Consider the following 20,044-nt stretch of genomic DNA (forward strand, 5'->3'; position numbering starts at 1 on the left):
GCACTCTAGTAGATAGAGTGATAATAAATAAAAAGTATATATATAAATCTACATACAAAAGTAGTATTAATTTAAAAATAACTAAAAACATAGGCAAACTAGTCTATACTTAATATTTTAGGAGGCGTGAATAATGAAAATAAGACCATTAGCTGACAGAGTAGTAATTAAAAAAGTAGAAGCAGAAGAAAAGACTGCAAGTGGAATAGTTTTACCAGGAGCAGCTAAAGAGCAACCTCAAATAGCTGAAGTTGTAGAAGTTGGACCAGGTGGAATAGTTGAAGGAAAAGAAATAAAGATGGAATTGACAGTTGGAGACAAAGTTATATTCCAAAAATATTCTGGAACAGAAGTTAAAATAGAAGGGCAAGAATATACAATACTAAGACAAAGTGATGTATTGGCTGTTATTGAATAAATATAGAATAAATTTATTAGGAGGGGTTTAAAATGGCTAAAGAAATTAAATTTTCAGAGGAAGCAAGAAGAGCTTTAGAAGCTGGTGTAAATAAATTAGCAGATACAGTAAAAGTAACATTAGGACCTAAAGGAAGAAATGTTATATTAGATAAAAAATTTGGTTCTCCACTTATAACTAATGATGGTGTAACTATAGCAAAAGAAATAGAATTAGAAGATAGATTTGAAAATATGGGAGCTCAGTTAGTTAAAGAAGTAGCAACTAAAACTAACGATGTAGCTGGAGATGGTACTACAACTGCTACAGTTTTAGCACAAGCTATAATCAGAGAAGGTTTAAAAAATGTAACAGCAGGTGCTAACCCAATACTTTTAAGAAAAGGAATACAAAAAGCAGTAACAGTAGCAGTAGAAGAATTAAAAAATCAATCAAGAATAGTAGAAACACAAGAAGCTATATCTCAAGTTGCTTCTATATCTGCTGGTGATGAAGAAGTTGGAAAATTAATAGCAGAAGCTATGGAAATAGTAGGTAAAGATGGAGTTATAACTGTTGAAGAATCTCAAACTATGAATACTGAATTGGATGCTGTTGAAGGTATGCAATTTGACAGAGGATTCGTTTCTGCATACATGGTTACAGATGTAGACAAGATGGAAGCAGTTTTAAACGACCCATATATATTAATTACTGATAAAAAAATATCTAACATACAAGAACTATTACCAATTCTTGAACAAATAGTTCAACAAGGTAAAAAGCTACTAATAATCGCTGAAGATGTAGAAGGTGAAGCATTATCTACATTAGTTGTTAATAAATTAAGAGGAACATTTGATGTAGTAGCAGTTAAAGCTCCAGGATTTGGAGATAGAAGAAAAGAAATGCTTCAAGATATAGCTATACTTACAGGTGGTCAAGTAATATCAGAAGAATTAGGATATGATTTAAAAGAAGCTGATTTATCTATGTTAGGTAGAGCTTCATCTGTTAAAGTAACTAAAGAAAACACTACAATAGTAGATGGTTCTGGAGATAAAAAAGCTATAGAAGATAGAGTAAATCAAATCAAACATCAAGTAGAGCAAACTACTTCAGATTTTGATAGAGAAAAATTAATGGAAAGATTAGCTAAGCTTGCTGGTGGGGTAGCTGTTGTAAAAGTTGGAGCTGCTACAGAGGTTGAGTTAAAAGAACGAAAATTAAGAATAGAAGATGCTCTTAATGCAACTAGAGCTGCTGTAGAAGAAGGAATAGTAGCTGGTGGAGGAACTGCTTTTGTTAGTGTTATACCAGCAATAGGAACACTAGTTGATAGTTTAACTGGAGAAGTTAAACTAGGAGCTCAAATAGTTAAAAAAGCATTAGAAGAACCATTAAGACAAATAGCTATAAATGCTGGTCTTGAAGGTGCTGTAATTGTACAAAATGTTGTTAATGCTGAAGCAGAAACTGGATTTGATGCTTTAAATGAAACATATGTAAATATGATAGAAGCTGGTATAGTTGACCCAACTAAAGTTAGTAGAAGTGCTTTACAAAATGCTGCATCAATAGCAAGTACTTTCTTAACTACTGAAGCTGCTGTTGCTGATCTTCCTGAAAAAGAAGATGTAGGAATGCCAGGAATGGGTGGCGGTATGCCAGGAATGATGTAATCTTAAAATATTTAAAAATATAAATTTTAAGATAGAGAACTATTTTGACTTAGATTTTAATATCTAAGTTGAAATAGTTCTTTTGTATGTATCTAATTTTTTATGTATTTACAACTTTAATATATATATTTGGATAATTAGTATCTAGACTATAATAATATCTTTGAAGTGGTATTGTTATTTTTTAGGTTATGATGTTAGATATATATTAATTAAGGTATAATTGTTGGTAGAGAATAAATCAAAGTTTAAAAGGATGCGATAATATGGATTTAAGAAAATTGCTTGAACAGGTTAAAAATGAAAACATTGATATAGATGTTGCATTAGAACAATTAAAAGATTTACCCTATGAAGACCTTGGATATGCAAATATAGACCATCATAGAGAATTAAGAAATGGATATCCAGAAGTAATTTATTGTGAAGGTAAAAGTGATGAACATATTTTAGGAATTATTGATAAAATGAATCAAAAAGGTTCTAATATATTGGGGACAAGATGTAGAAAAGAAACATTTTTAAAAGTTAAAGAAATTTATAGTCATGCTGAATATGAGGAATTATCTAAAATTCTTAAAATTCAAAATCATGTTATAGAGAATATTGGAAAAGGCAAAATTGTAATTGCAACAGGAGGAACTTCTGATATACCAGTAGCAGATGAAGCATATTATACAGCTAAATTTTTAGGTAATGATGTTGATAGAATATATGATGTTGGAGTGGCTGGTATACATAGACTTTTAAATAAGAGACATAAAATAGATAGTGCCAGGGTAGTAGTAGCTGTTGCAGGAATGGAAGGTGCACTTGCAAGTGTAATTGGAGGTCTAGTTGATGTTCCAGTAATAGCTGTCCCAACATCTGTCGGATATGGAGCCAATTTTGGAGGATTAGCAGCATTATTGGCTATGTTAAATAGTTGTGCGTCTGGAATATCTGTTGTAAATATTGATAATGGTTTTGGAGCAGGATATTTGGCAGCTATGATAAACAAATTATAATAAATATATTGATATAAATTAGACATAAATTATACGATATTAATCTAATGTTTATTAGATTTTTCATTATTAAAACTGAGGAGAAATATATGAGTGAAAAAATACTTTATTTTGATATAGTAAGTGGTATATCAGGGGATATGACCCTTGCAAGCTTATTAAATTTAGGTGTACCTAAGGAAATTTTTTTGGATGAAATTCATAAACTAAAAATGAGCGATGAATTTAATATAAATATAAGCTCAAAAAATGAAAGTGGAATATCAGGTACAACAGTAAAAGTAATTACGAAAGAAACACATATTCACAGGAATTTAGTGGATATATTTGAAATTATAGATGAAAGTGATTTAAATGAAAATGTAAAATCTAATGCTAAAAAAATATTTATGGTAATTGGAGAAGCAGAAGCAAAGGTTCATGGAACTACGATAGATAAGATACACTTCCATGAGGTAGGGGCTATAGATTCAATTGTAGATATCGTAGGAGCATCTATATTAGTTGATTTACTTTGTATAGATAAGATTTATTCTAGTACAGTGTCTGTTGGCTCGGGATTTGTAAAATGTGACCATGGAGTCATGCCTGTACCTGCACCTGCAACTATGGAAATATTAAGAGGTGTACCAATTAAATTAAATAATGTAAGAGGAGAATGTACAACTCCAACAGGAGCTGCAATAATAAAAGTTCTGTGTGATGAGTTTACAGAGGATTTTGAGTTTTCTCCAATACAAATTGGATATGGAATAGGTCATAAGAAATTTGAAGTACCTAATATGCTAAGAACAGTATTAGGCGAAAAAAAAAAGAAGAATTAATTTATGAAATTAGTGCAAATATCGATGATATGTCTTCGGAAGTATATTCTTATTTGTATGAAAAAATATTAGACGAGAAAGCGTTAGATATTTATACAGAAAGCATTTATATGAAAAAGAATAGACCTGCAACGAAAATATCGATTTTATGTAATAAAGTAGATTTAGAAAAATTTATTGAAATATTGCTTTTAGAAACTAGCACTTTTGGAGTACGATATAATGCGTACAACAGAGAAATTTTAGATAGAAAGTTTGTAAAATTAGATACAGAATATGGATTAGTTACAGTAAAACTAGGGTATTACAAAGATAAACTAGTTAAAGCTACTCCAGAATATAATGAATGTAAAACTATAGCAAAAAATGAAGATATTCCTATAAAAAAAGTGTTTGCTGATATAAATTTTAGAATAAAAGAAGAATTTAGTGAAAACTTATTGACATAAGTAATAAATTTTGATAAATTAATACTCAGCCTTAATAAATAAAAGTAAACAGAAAAAAATATATAAAATATAAACTCACTCGTATATGCTCAGAGATATGGTCTGAGAGTCTCTACCAAGATACCGTAAATATCTTGACTATGAGTGAAATTATTATACCAAAAGACCTAGTTAAGTAAATGTGTAGGCTGAGTTATACTCCCTATATGTTGGCTATAAGATAAGGGCCATTTTGGAAGCCTGTATAGTAATTTCACTTTTGTTAGAAATTATGGAAGTTACTATACAGGTTTTTTGTGTAAAAAGATTTAATATAATTTAGACTGTATTGTGTTAAAATAAATATATATAAAAACTATATTATACAAGGAGAGATGTAAATTTATGAAACATGAATTAGTACTTGTAATAGATTTTGGAGGTCAATATAATCAGTTAATAGCTAGAAGAGTTAGAGAAAACAACGTATATTGTGAAATACTTCCATGTACTGCAAGCATAGAAAGAATAAAAGCAAAAAATCCTAAAGGGATAATATTTACAGGTGGGCCAAATAGTGCATACTTAGAAGATTCTCCAACAATATCAAAAGAAATATTTGAACTAGGAGTACCAATACTTGGTATATGTTATGGAGTTCAAATAATGTCTCATGTATTAGGTGGAGTTGTAAGAAAAGGCAACAAACAAGAAAAAGAATATGGAAAAACATCTATAACTTATGGAAAATCATCATTATTTGAAGGGATTACTACAAATAGTGTTTGGATGAGTCATACTGATTTAATAGAAAAGGCTCCAGAAGGATTTACTATAGTTGCAAACACTAAAGATTGTCCAGTAGCGGCTATGGAAAATGTAGAACAAAAACTATATGGAGTTCAATTCCATCCAGAAGTAGAACATTGTTTAGAAGGGGATAAGATACTTAAAAATTTCTTATACAATGTATGTGAAGTAAAAGGTGACTGGACTACAGATTCATTTATAGAAGATAAAATAAAAGAATTAAAAGAAAAAATAGGCGACAAAAAAGCTTTATGTGCTTTAAGTGGAGGCGTTGACTCTTCTGTTGCCGCAGTTCTTATTCATAGAGCAATTGGGGATAACTTGACTTGTATATTTGTTGACCATGGTTTGCTTAGAAAAAATGAAGGAGACGATGTAGAAAGAATATTCAGAGAGAAATTCGATATAAATTTAATAAGAGTTAATGCAGAAGATAGATTCTTATCTAAATTAAAAGGAATTTCTGAGCCAGAAGCTAAGAGAAAGATAATTGGTGAAGAATTTATAAGAGTATTTGAAGAAGAATCAAATAAATTAGGAAAAATGGATTTCTTAGTTCAAGGAACAATTTATCCAGATGTTATAGAAAGTGGACATGGAAATGGTGCTGCTACTATAAAATCTCACCATAATGTTGGTGGAATTCCTGAAGATGTAGATTTCCAAGAAATAGTTGAGCCATTAAGAGAACTATTTAAGGATGAAGTTAGAAAAATAGGATTAGAGCTTGGTATAGAAGAAGGATTAATATTTAGACATCCTTTCCCAGGGCCAGGTCTTGGAATAAGAGTTATAGGTGATGTAACTAAAGAAAAATGTGATATATTAAGAGAAGCAGATGCTGTCTATATGGACGAGCTTAGAAAAGCTGGTTTATATAGAGAAATATGGCAAGCTTTTGCAACATTACCAGATGTTAAGACTGTTGGAGTTATGGGAGATGAAAGAACATATGCTTATTTAGTTGGCTTAAGAGCAGTTACTTCTTCTGATGGAATGACTTCTGACTGGTATAAGATGCCTTATGATGTTTTAGAGAAAATTTCTAATAGAATAATCAATGAAGTTGATGGAGTAAATAGAGTAGTTTATGATATTACTTCTAAACCACCTGGAACTATCGAGTGGGAATAATTAATATTGAGCTAGAAGACCTTTAAATAGGGCATTTCTAGCTCTTTTTCTGTCCATTTTTTATGTGTTTTTATACATATCGTGCTGTGTAAATATTCTTTTGGGTTATATTTATGTTTTCAATGGAATGTGTAAAATTCAAAGTCATAATATATCTTAATTGAGCTAGACTTTGTGCTATAAATAATTATTTTACTCATAATGTTTTTCTTCTCTTTCAACTCCTGTATATAGTTTTGTAATCATTTGATAAAACAGACTGATTTCTTCATTTGAATAATCCTGAAATATATTGTTTAATTTCTCAGTATGAAGTTCCTGTACTTTTTGTGAATATTCATCTGCTTTTTTTGTTAATACAATAGAAGTATTTCTTTTATTATTGGGTTCATGCTCAATAGCTATAAACCCTTTGTTTTCAAGAGAAACAGCTAGTTTTTTTATATTTTGACGTGAAGACCCTAAGAGTTTTCCAAGATAAGTAAAAGTAGTTTTTTCATCAGCATGCTTTACCATTGTAAGAAGCATAAATTGTTTTAAAGTAAGATGTTCATCTGCTTTATCAAAAATAGTTTGTAATCGGTTTTGTAAAATAAATATGCTTGCAAAAATACCTCGAACTTCATTATTTCTTTCACCACTAAAATTTTTAATCATATTTTTAATTTGCATAAGATACTCCTTTCATGTGAAATCTACTATTTACATTATAGTAATAAGTTGCTATAGTGTAAATAGTAACTTATTACTATAATTTACACAAGGTATTTTTCAGTTGCCTTAACTAACAACACTCAGAATCTTTAAATACTTTACCTTAGGGAGGAAATCAAATGATAAGGAAAAAACAAATGACCTGGCTAAATATTTCAGCAACCATTATATTCATACTATTGCTAATCATTACAGTTTGTGGAATATTTTCATTTTCTATAGATAATAAATATGAGGCAATAAACCTATATGGGCAAGTTATTGAGATGTATGGTACAGGTATCTATCAATATGACTCATATTTCAAGGCGCCTATATTGATAGGTTCAGACTTAGTAATGTTTTTAATTGTTGTTCCAGTTATTGGTTCATACATATTTCGTGATATAGATACAGTAGAACAAAAAACAAATTTTCTCACAATTCTAGGTATCGTTTTGTATTATGCTTTTAGTATTTCGTTTGGTGTTGCACATAATCAGTTACAACTAGTATATATTTTGTTAACTTCAATTTCATTTTTCACTCTATTTACTTTACTGATGGATATTTATGGAATATCACTTTGCTATAACTGTTCTTTCCATTTAAGAAAGGTAGAATACATGTTTTTGATATTAGCAGGTACTTCAAATATTATTGCATGGTTACCAGATGTATTACATTCATTATTTACAAGTAGTACACTTGAGAGAATAGAAATGTATACTACAGAAATTACTTATGTGCTTGATATGGGAATTATTAGCCCTTTGGTTTTTATTATTATTTATCTATTAATAAAAAAGAAAAGCTATATTTCATTAGTTTTATATAGAATGATATTAGTAACATTAAAAGTTATTGGGGTAATGCTTCCAATACAAACTCTTGTACAGCTACGAGCAGGCATTTATATTCCAATTCCTGAATTGGTTACGAAAGTTGCTATTTTTGTGACACTTGCGATAATCTCTATCTATTTTGATAAGTTAAATAAAAAAAGAATTACAGTGATTCTGTCAAATAATAATTTTTAGTTTCACAGGATGCAAGCTCAAAACAAGTAGAATATATCATGGTAAATTGTTTTTATCATATGCATTTTAAAAGGTATATGTCGTAATGACATATACCCCTTACTCAGTTTATTTTATTATATATTAATCATTAAACTTGAATTTTATGTTTAGTATTTTTGTTGTATTCTATTGATTTTCTATAAACCACTCATATACTGTCTGACAAAACTTTTCACTATTTAAATAGTAGCTATTATGAACATCATCAATTTCAACAAGCTTTTTTTTACAGCTCAACGAATTATAATAGCTATCAAAATACTTAGGTTTGAAATATCTATCATGAAGCGTTTTAAAAACAAGTGTTGGAATATTAACTCCATTTTTTATTACACTATCTTGTGCGACAAAACATTCTAACATTGTATTCATTACCTTTGTGCTATTTTTCCAAATATTAGGATTGTCTTGCTCAATCATTTTGTAAAACGCATTATCATGGGCTTCATTATAACCTTCATATTTAGGTGGTTTTACTGTTATATGAAAATTAGGAAGGAGTTTGAGGAAAAAGTTTAATAATTTAACAGTGGGATAAGGATAACCTACTCCTGACGTATTTTTATAATCAACACAGGCAAACTGGGCAAAACTTTTTAACTTATTGCTTGTACATGCATAATACTGTGCAAACATGCCACCAATACCTGCATTTCCGTATAGATGTATGTTGGAAGAATAATTCTTTTCTATATACGCAATGACAGAGTCTAAGTCTTTTACAATTGAATTACGTGAAAAATCTTTCTCATTACCACCGCTTTTACCTGTTCCTGAAAAATCAAAGGCAAAGACATTTACATCATATTGGGAAAGAGGTTCGTATGCTAACTGTAAATCAAGCGTAGTCACAATAGGAGTATGTGTAACAATAATATTCATAGATGATTTTCCACTAATGAATGAATTACAAAAAATCACTGTATTTCCGTTTGGTATTTTTATATGTTGCCAACTCACTTACTTTTCCTCTCTTTCATATGTAAAATATTAGAATAATCAAATTATAAATTATTTATTGGTCATATTTTATCACAGTTACATATTAAAGTCATTTATTTTTTAGTTGTATTATAATATTAATAATAAAGCAGTATATTAGAATGAAATTTATATAGTGAAATTCATATAATAAAATTTATTTTCAGGATAATTAAAAACTACCTTTTAATTTTAGATTAAAATCTTGATATTTTTACAAAGGTAGTAGAGTAAAGAATAGTCTCTGTACATTATGATAAGCTATTGTTTTACTATCGTTGATATTAAGGATATAGAATTTGTTAGTATTGAATAAATAGAAATATAAATTTATATTATGAATTTTATTTTTAAACAATATTCTACAATAATATAATAGAAAATATTACATAAATAAAATGAATAAAGAGATTATCCGTGAATTATTATTGGAATATAAAGGAGTTTTGTTGAATATTGGTAAATAGAATATTATAATATAGTGTGGATAGATTTTTAGTAATAAAATTTGTAGAGTTAGTATTTATACTAAAAATGGACTTATAATTTGGAGGACAAAAAATGAAATTATCAAGGTACGAAAAAAACAATATGGTTTTGTCTATAATTTTATGTGCACTTATTATTTCAATTCTTGTAATTACTGTTTTTACTACTGTAAAACTGTACAACATATCTAATAAGCAAACTAAAAACTATTTAAACGATGTATCTACACAAATTGTAGCAAATGTTGACAATCAAATTGAGTTTATTTTGTCTGATTTAAGACTAATGGCAGATTTTATTAAACAATATGAAGGCGATAGTCGATATGATTACTTAGCAAAAAGAAAAACTAGTTATGAATATTCTGATATTGGGATAATTGATTTAAAAGGTGAAGCAGAGTTTTTAAGTGGAAAAAAATTGGACTTAGAGAATACTGTTTCATATAAAAAGGGAATAGAAGGTAAAGAATATACAGAACTTATAGAGTCACTAGATGTTGTACTCTACAGTGTACCTATATTTGATGATAAACATGAGGTATCTAGTATTTTAGTAGGTGTTTCTCAAAAAGAAAGTGTGAATAATATTCTTAGTATTGACAGTTTTAATGGAGAAGGAACTATTGAAATTGTTAATACTAAGGGGAAACCTCTCTTTATAGGTAAAAATAGTGAGTTGATAAAGGATATTAGTCATAAATATAGAGGTGCTATAAATGAGCATTGGGTTCCCAAAATGATGGATGACTTTAAGAGTGAAGAATCAGGAGAAATTACAATAACTTCATCAAAAAATGTAAAGTGTTTGCTAACTTATCATCCAGTAACAAAAGATTTAAATGATTGGTATTTTGTTCTTATAGTGCCTGAGGAAGCTGTCTTAGGTGAATTGAATAAATTAAACATTTTTACAATAATAATGACCTTTATGATTATTTTTATTATTGGAATTATAACATGGCTTTTATATACTATTAGAAGAAAATATATAAAACAAATTGAAGATATTGCTTATTTAGATAATATAACAAATGGTATTAATTCAACAAAATTTAGTATGTTAATAAAACCTTTAATTTCTAAGTCACCTGATAGTACTTATATGATGATAGCAATAAACATAAAAGATTTTAAGCTAATAAATGACTGCTTTGGTAGTGAAAAAGGAAATAATGCACTTAAATATATTTATAATGTATTGGAAAAGAATATTGTTAATGATGAAGAGTTTGTATGTCGTCATGATGCAGACTTATTCTATCTATTTATAAAGAATCGACCAGTATTAGAAGTTTTAGAATTATTGTATAAAATAGAAAATGAGATTAATTATTTTAATAAAGACAAAGAAAACCCATACTTTTTAAGAATATCAGTAGGTATTTACACTATTGAAAATCATAATGAAGATTTAATAACAATACAAGACCATGTAAATACAGCAAGAAAAAGTTTTAATAAAACTCATAAAAGTGATTTTAATTTTTATAGCGATATAGAAAAAAATAGATTGATATTTGAAAAGGAATTATCAAATTTAATGGAAAAGGCTCTTGCAGATAAAGAATTTTTTATATGCTTACAACCAAAGGTTGATATAAAAACTGGAAAAATTAGAGGCGCGGAGTCTCTTGTTCGTTGGAATAGTGTAGAAAAAGGAATGATTTATCCAAGTGATTTTGTTCCTCTTTTTGAAAAAAACGGATTTATATGTGAATTAGACTTGTATGTGCTTGAAGAAACATGTAAATTGATTTCTAAATGGATAAAAGAATGTAAAGAGTTATTAAGAATTTCTGTTAATGTATCAAGGCAACATTTAAAGGATAAATTATTCTTAGAAAAATATGAGATGATATGTAATAAATATAATGTGCCTACATGGTTAATAGACTTAGAACTTACTGAATCTATTTTTTTAGAAAGCCCAGAAGCTATTGATGTAATAGATGATATTCATAGTAAAGGTTTTAAATGTTCTATAGATGATTTTGGATTTGGATATTCATCATTAGGAATATTAAAGGATTTTAAAGTTGAGATAATTAAATTAGATCGTTCATTTTTTGTGAATAAAAATGATATAGAACGTGGTAAAATTGTTGTAGAATCTGTTATTGAACTTAGTAGAAGGCTTGGCATGAAAGTAATTGCTGAAGGTATTGAAGAAGTTGAACAAGTACATTTCTTAAGAAGTATTGGATGTGATTATGTTCAGGGTTATGTTTTCTCAAAGCCATTATCAATATCTGAGTTTGAAGAATTCACATATAATGATAATAAAATAAAAAATTTGAAAATATCTAATGATTAGAGTTCTAAAATAAAATATTTAGGCAAGTTATATAATTTAAATATATAGCTTGCCTTTTTTACTTGTATGATTAAATATTCAGATATAGTTTTACTTTTAAGTAAAATCTTTAACTATTTAACTATTGCCCATATAGTTATAGATATATAGTAGTTATGAATAAAGCGTTGAAAATACTATGTAATATTAAAATGTATTGTAATCAGTAGATGGTATAAAGTTTTAAATATAAATATTATATTTTTTGATAAAAATATGTCTACAGATTTTGTAAAAACAATTTTCAAATATTGTAAGTTGTAGTTAAAGCTTTATTGTATTATTCTGAATATAGAAAGATAGTTACTATTTTTAGACATAAAAAAACTAAAATATACAGAATAACATAAAATTTGCAGTATTGATAACTCTAATTATTTTGAAAGGAGGGAAAATATGATAAGTGGAAGAATGTTACTCATTATGAATTTTCTAAAGGAAAAAGAGAAGACAAGTTATAGGGAGATTAGCCAACAACTAAGTATAGAAGAAAGAAAAGTTAGATATGACATAAATAATTTAAATATTGTTTTACAGTCACTAAAGAAACCATTAATACAAAAGATAAATAAAGGTATATTAATTATTCCTAAAGATTTCCAAGTAGTATATATAGATAATAATGACTATGTGTTTTCTTTAACTGAGAGAGTATCTATTATGAAAATTATATCAATGTTTAAAATAGATAAGCTAAATTTAGAAAAGTTGAGCAAAGAATTCCAGGTTTCTAGAAGTTCAATTAAAAACGACCTTAATGTTTTATCAAATGAATTAGAAAGAAACAAAATAACTATCACATATGATAAGACTTTCAAAATAAGTGGAGATGAAAACACTATATATAAACAAAGACTAAGTATATTAAAATCATATTCTTACCTATTTGGTAAAGAAAAGTCTGATTTAAGTGTGTTTGAGCAGTATTTAGTGAAGATTATTGAACAAATATTCAAAGGAATTTCTTTGAATGATATATATAACTGGTCAACAGATTTACTTTCCCAAATGGATTGGACTTTAAACGATGAATCTTTTACGTGGTATGTTTCAAATATTTTTCTTTTTACATGGTACATACATTCAGATGAAAAACATCCTTTAGAATCTTCTTCATTAAGTGAGCCGTATTTTGAAAATAAGTTTGACCAAGAATTTGAACAAATCATTCAAAAGAAATTGACCAAAGAACAAATTTTATTGTTAAAAAGTTTTGTGTTTTTTACAAATAAATATGCAAGTTTAAATGAAGATATGGATTTGATTAGTACAGAAATAATAGTTCAAGATTTAATTTACAATATGTCAGAAATACTAAGTGTTGATTTCAAAGAAGATATGATTCTTTATAAAGGTTTACTTAATCATATTGCTCCATTAATAGAAAGAATCAAACAAAACATACAAATCTATGAAGAACTATTCCATGTTATACCAGATAAATATCAATATGTACTTGAAGCTACTAAGGTTTCTATACAAAAGAATAGGATGTTAAATCAAATAAGAAATGAAAATGAAATAATACTTTTAGCAATACACTTTTTAGGAAGCGTACAAAGAAATGAGAGAAATAATTATAAAAATATATTATTAGTTTGTGGATTTGGATATGGAGTAATTGCTATGTTAAAAGATACTCTAATAAATGATTATCAAATAAATATATTGGACAGTATTCCAGCATATAAATTGCAAGATTATAAGGACTGGGAAAATATCGATTTCATTATAACAACATCAAAGATAGCTGCAACTTTACCTAAAGTAGTTATTGAGATTAATCCATTTTTACAAGAAAACGATTATCTAAAACTTGAAGAAAAAGGAATAAAAAGAAAGAATGTCCTGACTAATTATATATCAATTAAAAAAAGGCTAGATTTCTTAGAAGAAGATGCTCAAAAAAGAGTGTTGAGTATCATATGGCAAGAACTCGGATATAGTGATGAAAGGATATTATCTAGACAACTTAAATTAAGTGATTTAATAGGGGCTGATACTATCAGCATAATTGATAAAGAAGTGAAGTGGGAAGATGCTGTTAAAATTAGTTCAAATATACTTGCATATTGTGATTTTGTATCAACACAATATGCTGATAATATTATAGATATTTTGAAAAATGTAGGTTTTTATGCTGTAAAAGATGAAGAGTTTGCTTTATTACATGGGAATGATAGTTCATTAGTTAAAGTGAGTTCAATAAGTTTACTAATATGTAAAGAGCCAATTAGTTTTGGTGATAAAAAGGTTAAAGTTATATTTTGTCTAGCAAGTAGAGATAAAAAAGAGCAAATTCCAGCAATAATTAATTTAACTAAAATGGTTTATAAGACTAATTTTATTAGTATGTTAGAAAGTACAAGGACAAAAGAAGAAGCAGAAGGTTTAATTCATAAATATGAGGAGGAGGTCACTGTATGAGTAAATTAGTCAATGTAAAATGCTCATTCAAAATGAAAGCAGATTCAAAAGAAGAAGCTATTACATCATTAGTGGATGTAGTATCAAAAGAGGGGTATTTAAGAGATAAAAATCAATTTTTAGAAGATGTTTTAAAAAGAGAGGAAACTTTATCAACATATATTGGGCATGGTATAGGTCTACCTCATAGTCAAAGTATAGGGGTCAAAGATTCTTGTATTACAATTGGAAAGCTTGATGCTCCTATTGAATGGACAGAAGAAGGTGAAAAAGTAGATTTGATATTTTTAATATCAGTAACAAAAGATAATGAAAATAATCTTCATTTAAAGATTTTATCAAAACTGGCACGTTTATTGATGCATGAGAGTTTTAGAAATCAAATTAGAGAGTCAGATGAACAAACAGTTTATAATCTTATAAAAGAAAAGATAGGGGAGGAAGATTAAAATGAGGATTTTAAAGTTTTTACAAAAACATCTTATGACAGCAACATCATATATGATTCCATTTGTAGTTGCTGGGGGAATATTATTTGCTTTGTCAGTAACATTAAGTGGACAAGCTGCTGTTCCTGAAACTGGATGGTTAGCTAAACTAAATCAAATTGGTGCTGCAGGTCTAGCTTTGTTTATCCCAATATTAGGTGGATATATAGCATTTAGTATGGCAGATAAACCAGGGCTAGCACCAGGTATGATAGGTGCATATTTAGCAAAAGAAGTAAATGCTGGTTTTATAGGTGGTATTATAGCAGGATTTATAGCAGGATTTGTTGTCTTACAACTAAAGAAAATAAAATTAGCTCCTACAGTGAGAACTCTAGGTTCCATATTTATTTATCCTTTGCTTGGTACATTGATTACAGGTGGCATAATTGTATTTTTAATTGGAGAACCTATAGCTTCTTTTATGGCATGGATGACGAACTGGTTAAATGGAATGTCTGGTGTTTCAAAGATTCCTTTAGGGGGTATTTTGGGAGGAATGATAGCTTCTGATATGGGTGGCCCTATAAATAAAGTTGCTGCGACTTTTGCTCAAACACAAGTTGATACACTTCCATACTTAATGGGAGGGGTTGGCGTTGCGATTTGTATACCTCCAATTGGATTAGGGTTAGCAACATTATTATTCCCAAAAAAATTTAGTAAAGAAGAAAGAGATTCAGGAAAAGCATCACTTCTAATGGGATGTGTTGGAATCACGGAAGGAGCTATTCCATTTGCAACAGCGGACCCTGTTAGAGTAATTCCTTGTATTATGGCTGGTTCAATTATTGGAAATATTATGGCTTTTTTATTAGGATGTTTAAATCATGCTCCTTGGGGAGGCTTGATAGTACTTCCAGTTGTTGATAACAGGTTGGGGTATATAGCATCTGTACTAACTGGAGCAGTTGTTGTCGCAATATTGATGAAATTAGTAAAGAAAGATGTAAAAGAAGATGAAGAAATTGAAGAAGATATAGATGATTCTATTGAATTGATATTCGAAGAATTATAGATATATGAAATAATAAATTAGTTTATATAAAATTTTAAAAAAAACATGTATAACTATAAACTTAGTATAACTATAAACTTAAAGGAGATGAAGATATGAAAATTGTAGCAGTAACATCTTGCCCTAGTGGAGTAGCACATACTTACATGTCAGCTGAATCACTTGAATTATCAGCAAAAAAATTTGGAATAGAAATAAAGGTTGAAACTCAAGGAAGTTCTGGAATAGATAATGAGTTGTCACCTAAGGAAATTGAAGAAGCAGCCTGTGTGATATTAACTAATGATGTTGAGATTAGAAATATGGAGCGTTTTAAAGGAAAGAAAGTAGTAAGAATGAGTGTGTCTGACATTATTAAAAAATCTGATGCATTAATTAAGAAAATAAAAGATACTTTTCAATAAAGTTTGATTTATTTTACATATAACATAAAGATGTTTTTATTGAAGATTTTATTAAAAATATCTTTAAAAACATCTTAAAAAATAGAATAAAAGGAGATATAGTAATGAAAAAATTACCAATAAAAACTGTCGTACAACGATTACTAGACTTACAAGAAGAGGGGAAAAGTGCAACACTTTTAGGGATTGGTCCTATGTCACCTAATTTGTTACAAGCGAGTTTTGAATTAGCGAAAGATGATGATTTTCCTTTAATGTTTATTGCCAGTAGAAATCAAGTAGATGCAGATGAGCTAGGTGGAGGCTATGTAAATGGTTGGAATCAAGAAACTTTCACAAGAGATATTAAGAGAATAGCTGATAAAGTTGGATTTGATGGTTTATATTACTTATGCAGAGACCATGGAGGGCCATGGCAAAGAGATAAAGAAAGAAATGACCATTTACCTGTTGACAAAGCTATGGAATTAGGAAAAAAATCTTATTTAGCTGATATTGAGGCAGGTTTTGATTTACTAATGATTGACCCTACAAAAGATCCATTTGAAATGGGGAAAGTGATTCCATTGGATATAGTCTTAGAACGAACTGTAGAATTAATTGAATATTGCGAAAAAGAAAGAAAAAGACTTAATTTTCCAGAGATAGGATATGAAGTTGGGACAGAGGAAACAAATGGAGGATTAACTTCAACTGAGACATATGAAACATTTATAACTAGATTAAAAGTTGAACTTGAAAAGAGAGATTTACCAATGCCAACATTTATAGTTGGTCAGACAGGGACTCTAACTAGAAAAACAGAGCAAGTAGGAACTTTTAATTTTAAGAATGCTTATGATTTAGCTCAAATGGCTAAAAAGTATGGAGTTGGTTTAAAAGAACATAATGGAGATTATTTGGATGATGTGACTTTATTAGAGCATATACCATCTCAAATTATTGCGACAAATGTTGCTCCTCAATATGGTACTGAAGAGACTAGAGCATACTTAAAGCTAGCAGAAGTTGAAAGAAAACTAAAGGAAGAAGGATTAATTGAAAAAACTTCAAATATTAGACATGTTCTTCTTGTAGATGCTATTGAATGTGGACGTTGGAGAAAATGGGTAATGGGAGAACAAAAAAGTTTAACTACTGAAGAAATATTTAAGGATGAAGTAATATCTAATGAGATATTAGATATTGCAGGTCACTATACATTCAATAATGATGATGTTAAAAGAGAGATAGAAGTGCTTTATAGTAATTTAAGCAAAAATAACATTGATGGTCAAAGATTTGTTGTAGACCATATTAAGCGTCCTTTACGTGATTATGCAGAATGTTATAATCTAAAGGGTGTAACTACTAGAATTTTAAATAAATAATAGGACTTATAGTGGTAAGTATTGTTATACTAGGTATTTATAGTTATAATTATATTTACCACTATTAAATTTTGGAGGACTAATATTTTGATTAATTTAATTTTTGATGTAGATGATACTTTATACAATCAGTTAACACCTTTTTATATTGCATATGATAAAGTGTTTTCTTCAATAAAGAATGTTTCTGTTAAGGATTTATATATAAGTAGCAGAAAGTATAGTGATGAGGTATTTCATTTGACTGAGAGTGGAGAGATGCCAATTGAAAAAATGCATGTGTATAGAATAATGAAAGCTTTTAAAGAATTAGGAAATGCCATTACAGAAAAAGATGCTCAAAATTTTCAAGATGAGTATATATATCAACAATCACAAATAACTCTAATCCCAGAAATGGAGCAAGTTTTAAATTTTGCTAAAGAAAAAAATATTAATATTGGAATTATAACTAATGGACCATCTTCTCATCAAAGAATGAAATTAAAGCAATTAAATATTGAAAAATGGGTTGATGAAGAGAATATTTTTATTTCTAGTGAAGTTGGTTTTTCTAAGCCAGATATTAATATTTTTAGATTGGCTGAGAAATTTATGAATTTAGATAAGGCAAATACATATTATGTAGGTGACTCTTATAAAAATGATGTAGTAGGTTCTAAAAAAGCTGGATGGAAGAGTATCTGGATGAATCATAGGGAACATAGGGTAGAGGAGTTGGTTTATAAACCTGACTTTATAATTTTGGATTATCAAGAAATACCATTATTGTACAAAAAATTATTTAAAGACATTTAACTATTAATAAGATATAAATTGATTGGTAAAATAAAATTAAAAACTAGATATTTTGTAAGTCAACAACTATAAAATTGTATATCTATGAATAAGGAGGATGATTTATGATAATCAACTTCCTTTTTTAGTATAGATTTTGATGTAAATATCTTATAGAAGTGAGTATCTTACTGAATTATGAATATTATAATTTAAAAAATATTATGTAAGTTTACTCTAAATTATATAAAATATATTTATTTATCAAAAAATAATAAATAAATGAAAAGTAATTTTGTTAGGTATCAAAAAAAGTAAATAAAGTTCGCAAGGGGGCGAATGAAAAAAATACAAGGAATATTTTTTTTAAAAAATTTCAAAAAAGAGTTGATAATATATGTATATTAATATAAAATTTAAGGTGTATAATTCGTATAATAATGCGAATGATTTAAAATTTAAAATAACTTATAAACGGAGAGGGGAAGTCTAATGAAAGTAGCAGTAGTTATGGGTTCAAAATCAGATTATCCAAAATTAGAAGAAGGGATAAAACTGCTTGAAAAATATGGAATAGAAGTTGTAGCAAGAGCATTATCTGCTCATAGAACACCAGAACAACTTTCAATATTCCTAAAAGAAATAGAAGATGATACAGATGTAATAATAGCAGCAGCAGGAAAAGCAGCACATCTACCAGGTGTAATAGCTTCACAAACTCTAATTCCAGTAATAGGATTGCCTATTAAATCATCAACTATGGATGGATTAGACTCACTTTTATCAATAGTTCAAATGCCAAAAGGAATACCAGTTGCAACAGTTACAATAGATTTAGGTTTAAATGCAGCTTTATTGGCATTACAAATAATGACTCTAAAATACCCAAAATTAAAAGAAGATTTGAAATCATATAGAGAAGAAATGGCACAAAAGGTGCTAGAAGACGACAAGAATTTAAGGGGGTAACAGAAATGTTATTATATGAAGGAAAAGCAAAACAAGTATATTCTACAGATAATGAAAATGAATATGTTGTTTATTATAAAGATGATGCAACAGCATTTAATGGAGAAAAAAAAGCAGAAATATCTTCAAAAGGTATACTAAATAATAAGATATCAACAATAATCTTTGAAATGTTAAAAGAAAATAATATAAATACACACTTTATAAAAAGTTTATCAGATAGAGAAATGTTAGTTAAGAAAGTAGAAATTTTACCATTAGAAGTGATAGTAAGAAATATTGCTGCTGGTTCTATTTGCAAAAGAGTTGGTCTTGAAGAAGGTGTAGTTTTCGATGAGCCAATCTTTGAAATAAGCTATAAAAATGATGATTATGGTGACCCAATGCTAAATGACGATTATGCAGTGGCAATGAAATTAGCAACTAGAGAAGAATTAAAATTCTTAAGAGAAGAAACTCTAAAAATAAATGAATTGCTAAAAGCATTCTTCTTAAAATTAAACCTAAAGTTAGTTGACTTTAAAATAGAATTTGGTAAAGATTCAGAAGGAAACATAATATTGGCAGATGAAGTATCACCAGACACTTGTAGACTTTGGGATGTAAACACAAATGAAAAATTAGACAAAGACAGATTTAGAAGAGACCTTGGAGACCTTGTAGAAGGTTATACGGAAGTACTTTCGAGAATGAATAATAAATAGGAGGC

At 28.2% G+C, this 20,044-nt stretch carries 16 protein-coding genes, 1 pseudogene and 1 riboswitch; of the genes and pseudogenes, 15 read left to right on the forward strand and 2 right to left on the reverse strand.

From position 1 onward, the window contains the following. Nucleotides 1-133: 133 nt before the first annotated feature. The 5 genes and pseudogenes from groES (at nt 134) to guaA (ending at nt 6,282) form a co-directional block, all read left to right on the forward strand. The gene (gene groES / locus KGF48_RS10460) at nt 134-418 is read left to right on the forward strand and encodes a co-chaperone GroES (protein ID WP_003420907.1); all 285 of its coding nucleotides are present in this window, start codon (nt 134-136) and stop codon (nt 416-418) included. Between the two features lie 32 nt (nt 419-450). After that, nucleotides 451-2,079, forward strand: a complete 1,629-nt coding sequence (gene groL, locus KGF48_RS10465) for a chaperonin GroEL (RefSeq protein WP_227827816.1) — start codon at nt 451-453, stop codon at nt 2,077-2,079. A 266-nt stretch (nt 2,080-2,345) separates the two neighbouring features. Next, entirely contained in the window at nt 2,346-3,086 is a 741-nt protein-coding gene (larB, locus tag KGF48_RS10470) for a nickel pincer cofactor biosynthesis protein LarB (protein ID WP_227839797.1), read from the forward strand. A gap of 140 nt (nt 3,087-3,226) precedes the next feature. Next, a pseudogene (larC, locus tag KGF48_RS10475) lies at nt 3,227-4,359 on the forward strand (nickel pincer cofactor biosynthesis protein LarC). Nucleotides 4,360-4,418: 59 nt separating this feature from the next. Beyond that, nucleotides 4,419-4,520: riboswitch (purine riboswitch) on the forward strand. A 223-nt stretch (nt 4,521-4,743) separates the two neighbouring features. Next, a complete protein-coding gene (gene guaA, locus KGF48_RS10480; protein ID WP_227434621.1) occupies nt 4,744-6,282 on the forward strand; it encodes a glutamine-hydrolyzing GMP synthase in 1,539 nt (512 codons plus the stop codon). A 192-nt stretch (nt 6,283-6,474) separates the two neighbouring features. On the opposite strand, the gene KGF48_RS10485 is transcribed toward guaA, so the two are convergent. Then, a complete protein-coding gene (locus KGF48_RS10485; protein WP_227839798.1) occupies nt 6,475-6,954 on the reverse strand; it encodes a MarR family transcriptional regulator in 480 nt (159 codons plus the stop codon). A 161-nt stretch (nt 6,955-7,115) separates the two neighbouring features. Between KGF48_RS10485 and KGF48_RS10490 the strand changes: the two genes are divergently transcribed. Further along, on the forward strand, nt 7,116-8,015 hold the full coding sequence (locus tag KGF48_RS10490; RefSeq protein WP_227868028.1) for a hypothetical protein: 900 nt from the start codon (nt 7,116-7,118) through the stop codon (nt 8,013-8,015). A 168-nt stretch (nt 8,016-8,183) separates the two neighbouring features. On the opposite strand, the gene KGF48_RS10495 is transcribed toward KGF48_RS10490, so the two are convergent. Further along, nucleotides 8,184-9,017 carry a serine aminopeptidase domain-containing protein gene (locus KGF48_RS10495; RefSeq protein ID WP_227839800.1) on the reverse strand — a complete coding sequence of 278 codons (834 nt, stop codon included), beginning with the start codon at nt 9,015-9,017 and terminating at the stop codon, nt 8,184-8,186. 582 nt (nt 9,018-9,599) lie between these two features. Here KGF48_RS10495 and KGF48_RS10500 point away from each other — a divergent pair. The 9 genes from KGF48_RS10500 (at nt 9,600) to purC (ending at nt 20,039) form a co-directional block, all read left to right on the forward strand. Next, complete coding sequence (locus tag KGF48_RS10500; RefSeq protein WP_227839330.1) at nt 9,600-11,843, forward strand: GGDEF domain-containing protein; 2,244 nt, start codon at nt 9,600-9,602, stop codon at nt 11,841-11,843. 435 nt (nt 11,844-12,278) lie between these two features. Next, the gene (locus tag KGF48_RS10505; protein ID WP_227839329.1) at nt 12,279-14,309 is read left to right on the forward strand and encodes a PTS sugar transporter subunit IIA; all 2,031 of its coding nucleotides are present in this window, start codon (nt 12,279-12,281) and stop codon (nt 14,307-14,309) included. After that, the gene (locus KGF48_RS10510; protein WP_227839328.1) at nt 14,306-14,758 is read left to right on the forward strand and encodes a PTS sugar transporter subunit IIA; all 453 of its coding nucleotides are present in this window, start codon (nt 14,306-14,308) and stop codon (nt 14,756-14,758) included. The genes KGF48_RS10505 and KGF48_RS10510 overlap by 4 nt, the downstream gene beginning before the upstream one ends. Nucleotide 14,759: 1 nt before the next feature. After that, nucleotides 14,760-15,815 carry a PTS fructose transporter subunit EIIC gene (locus KGF48_RS10515; protein ID WP_227868029.1) on the forward strand — a complete coding sequence of 352 codons (1,056 nt, stop codon included), beginning with the start codon at nt 14,760-14,762 and terminating at the stop codon, nt 15,813-15,815. A gap of 95 nt (nt 15,816-15,910) precedes the next feature. Continuing rightward, nucleotides 15,911-16,219, forward strand: a complete 309-nt coding sequence (locus tag KGF48_RS10520; protein WP_227827807.1) for a PTS fructose-like transporter subunit IIB — start codon at nt 15,911-15,913, stop codon at nt 16,217-16,219. 104 nt (nt 16,220-16,323) lie between these two features. Then, entirely contained in the window at nt 16,324-17,589 is a 1,266-nt protein-coding gene (locus tag KGF48_RS10525) for a class II D-tagatose-bisphosphate aldolase non-catalytic subunit (protein ID WP_227839327.1), read from the forward strand. 87 nt (nt 17,590-17,676) lie between these two features. Continuing rightward, entirely contained in the window at nt 17,677-18,387 is a 711-nt protein-coding gene (locus tag KGF48_RS10530) for an HAD family hydrolase (protein ID WP_227839326.1), read from the forward strand. A 471-nt stretch (nt 18,388-18,858) separates the two neighbouring features. After that, entirely contained in the window at nt 18,859-19,335 is a 477-nt protein-coding gene (gene purE / locus KGF48_RS10535) for a 5-(carboxyamino)imidazole ribonucleotide mutase (RefSeq protein WP_003425290.1), read from the forward strand. 5 nt (nt 19,336-19,340) lie between these two features. Further along, nucleotides 19,341-20,039 (forward strand): phosphoribosylaminoimidazolesuccinocarboxamide synthase, encoded by a 699-nt coding sequence (gene purC, locus KGF48_RS10540; protein WP_227452069.1) that lies wholly within the window; start codon nt 19,341-19,343, stop codon nt 20,037-20,039. Nucleotides 20,040-20,044 lie beyond the last annotated feature (5 nt).

Origin of the sequence: Clostridioides sp. ZZV15-6388 (genome assembly GCF_020657755.1) — a bacterium.
In the GTDB taxonomy this organism is placed as follows: Bacteria; Bacillota; Clostridia; order Peptostreptococcales; family Peptostreptococcaceae; genus Clostridioides.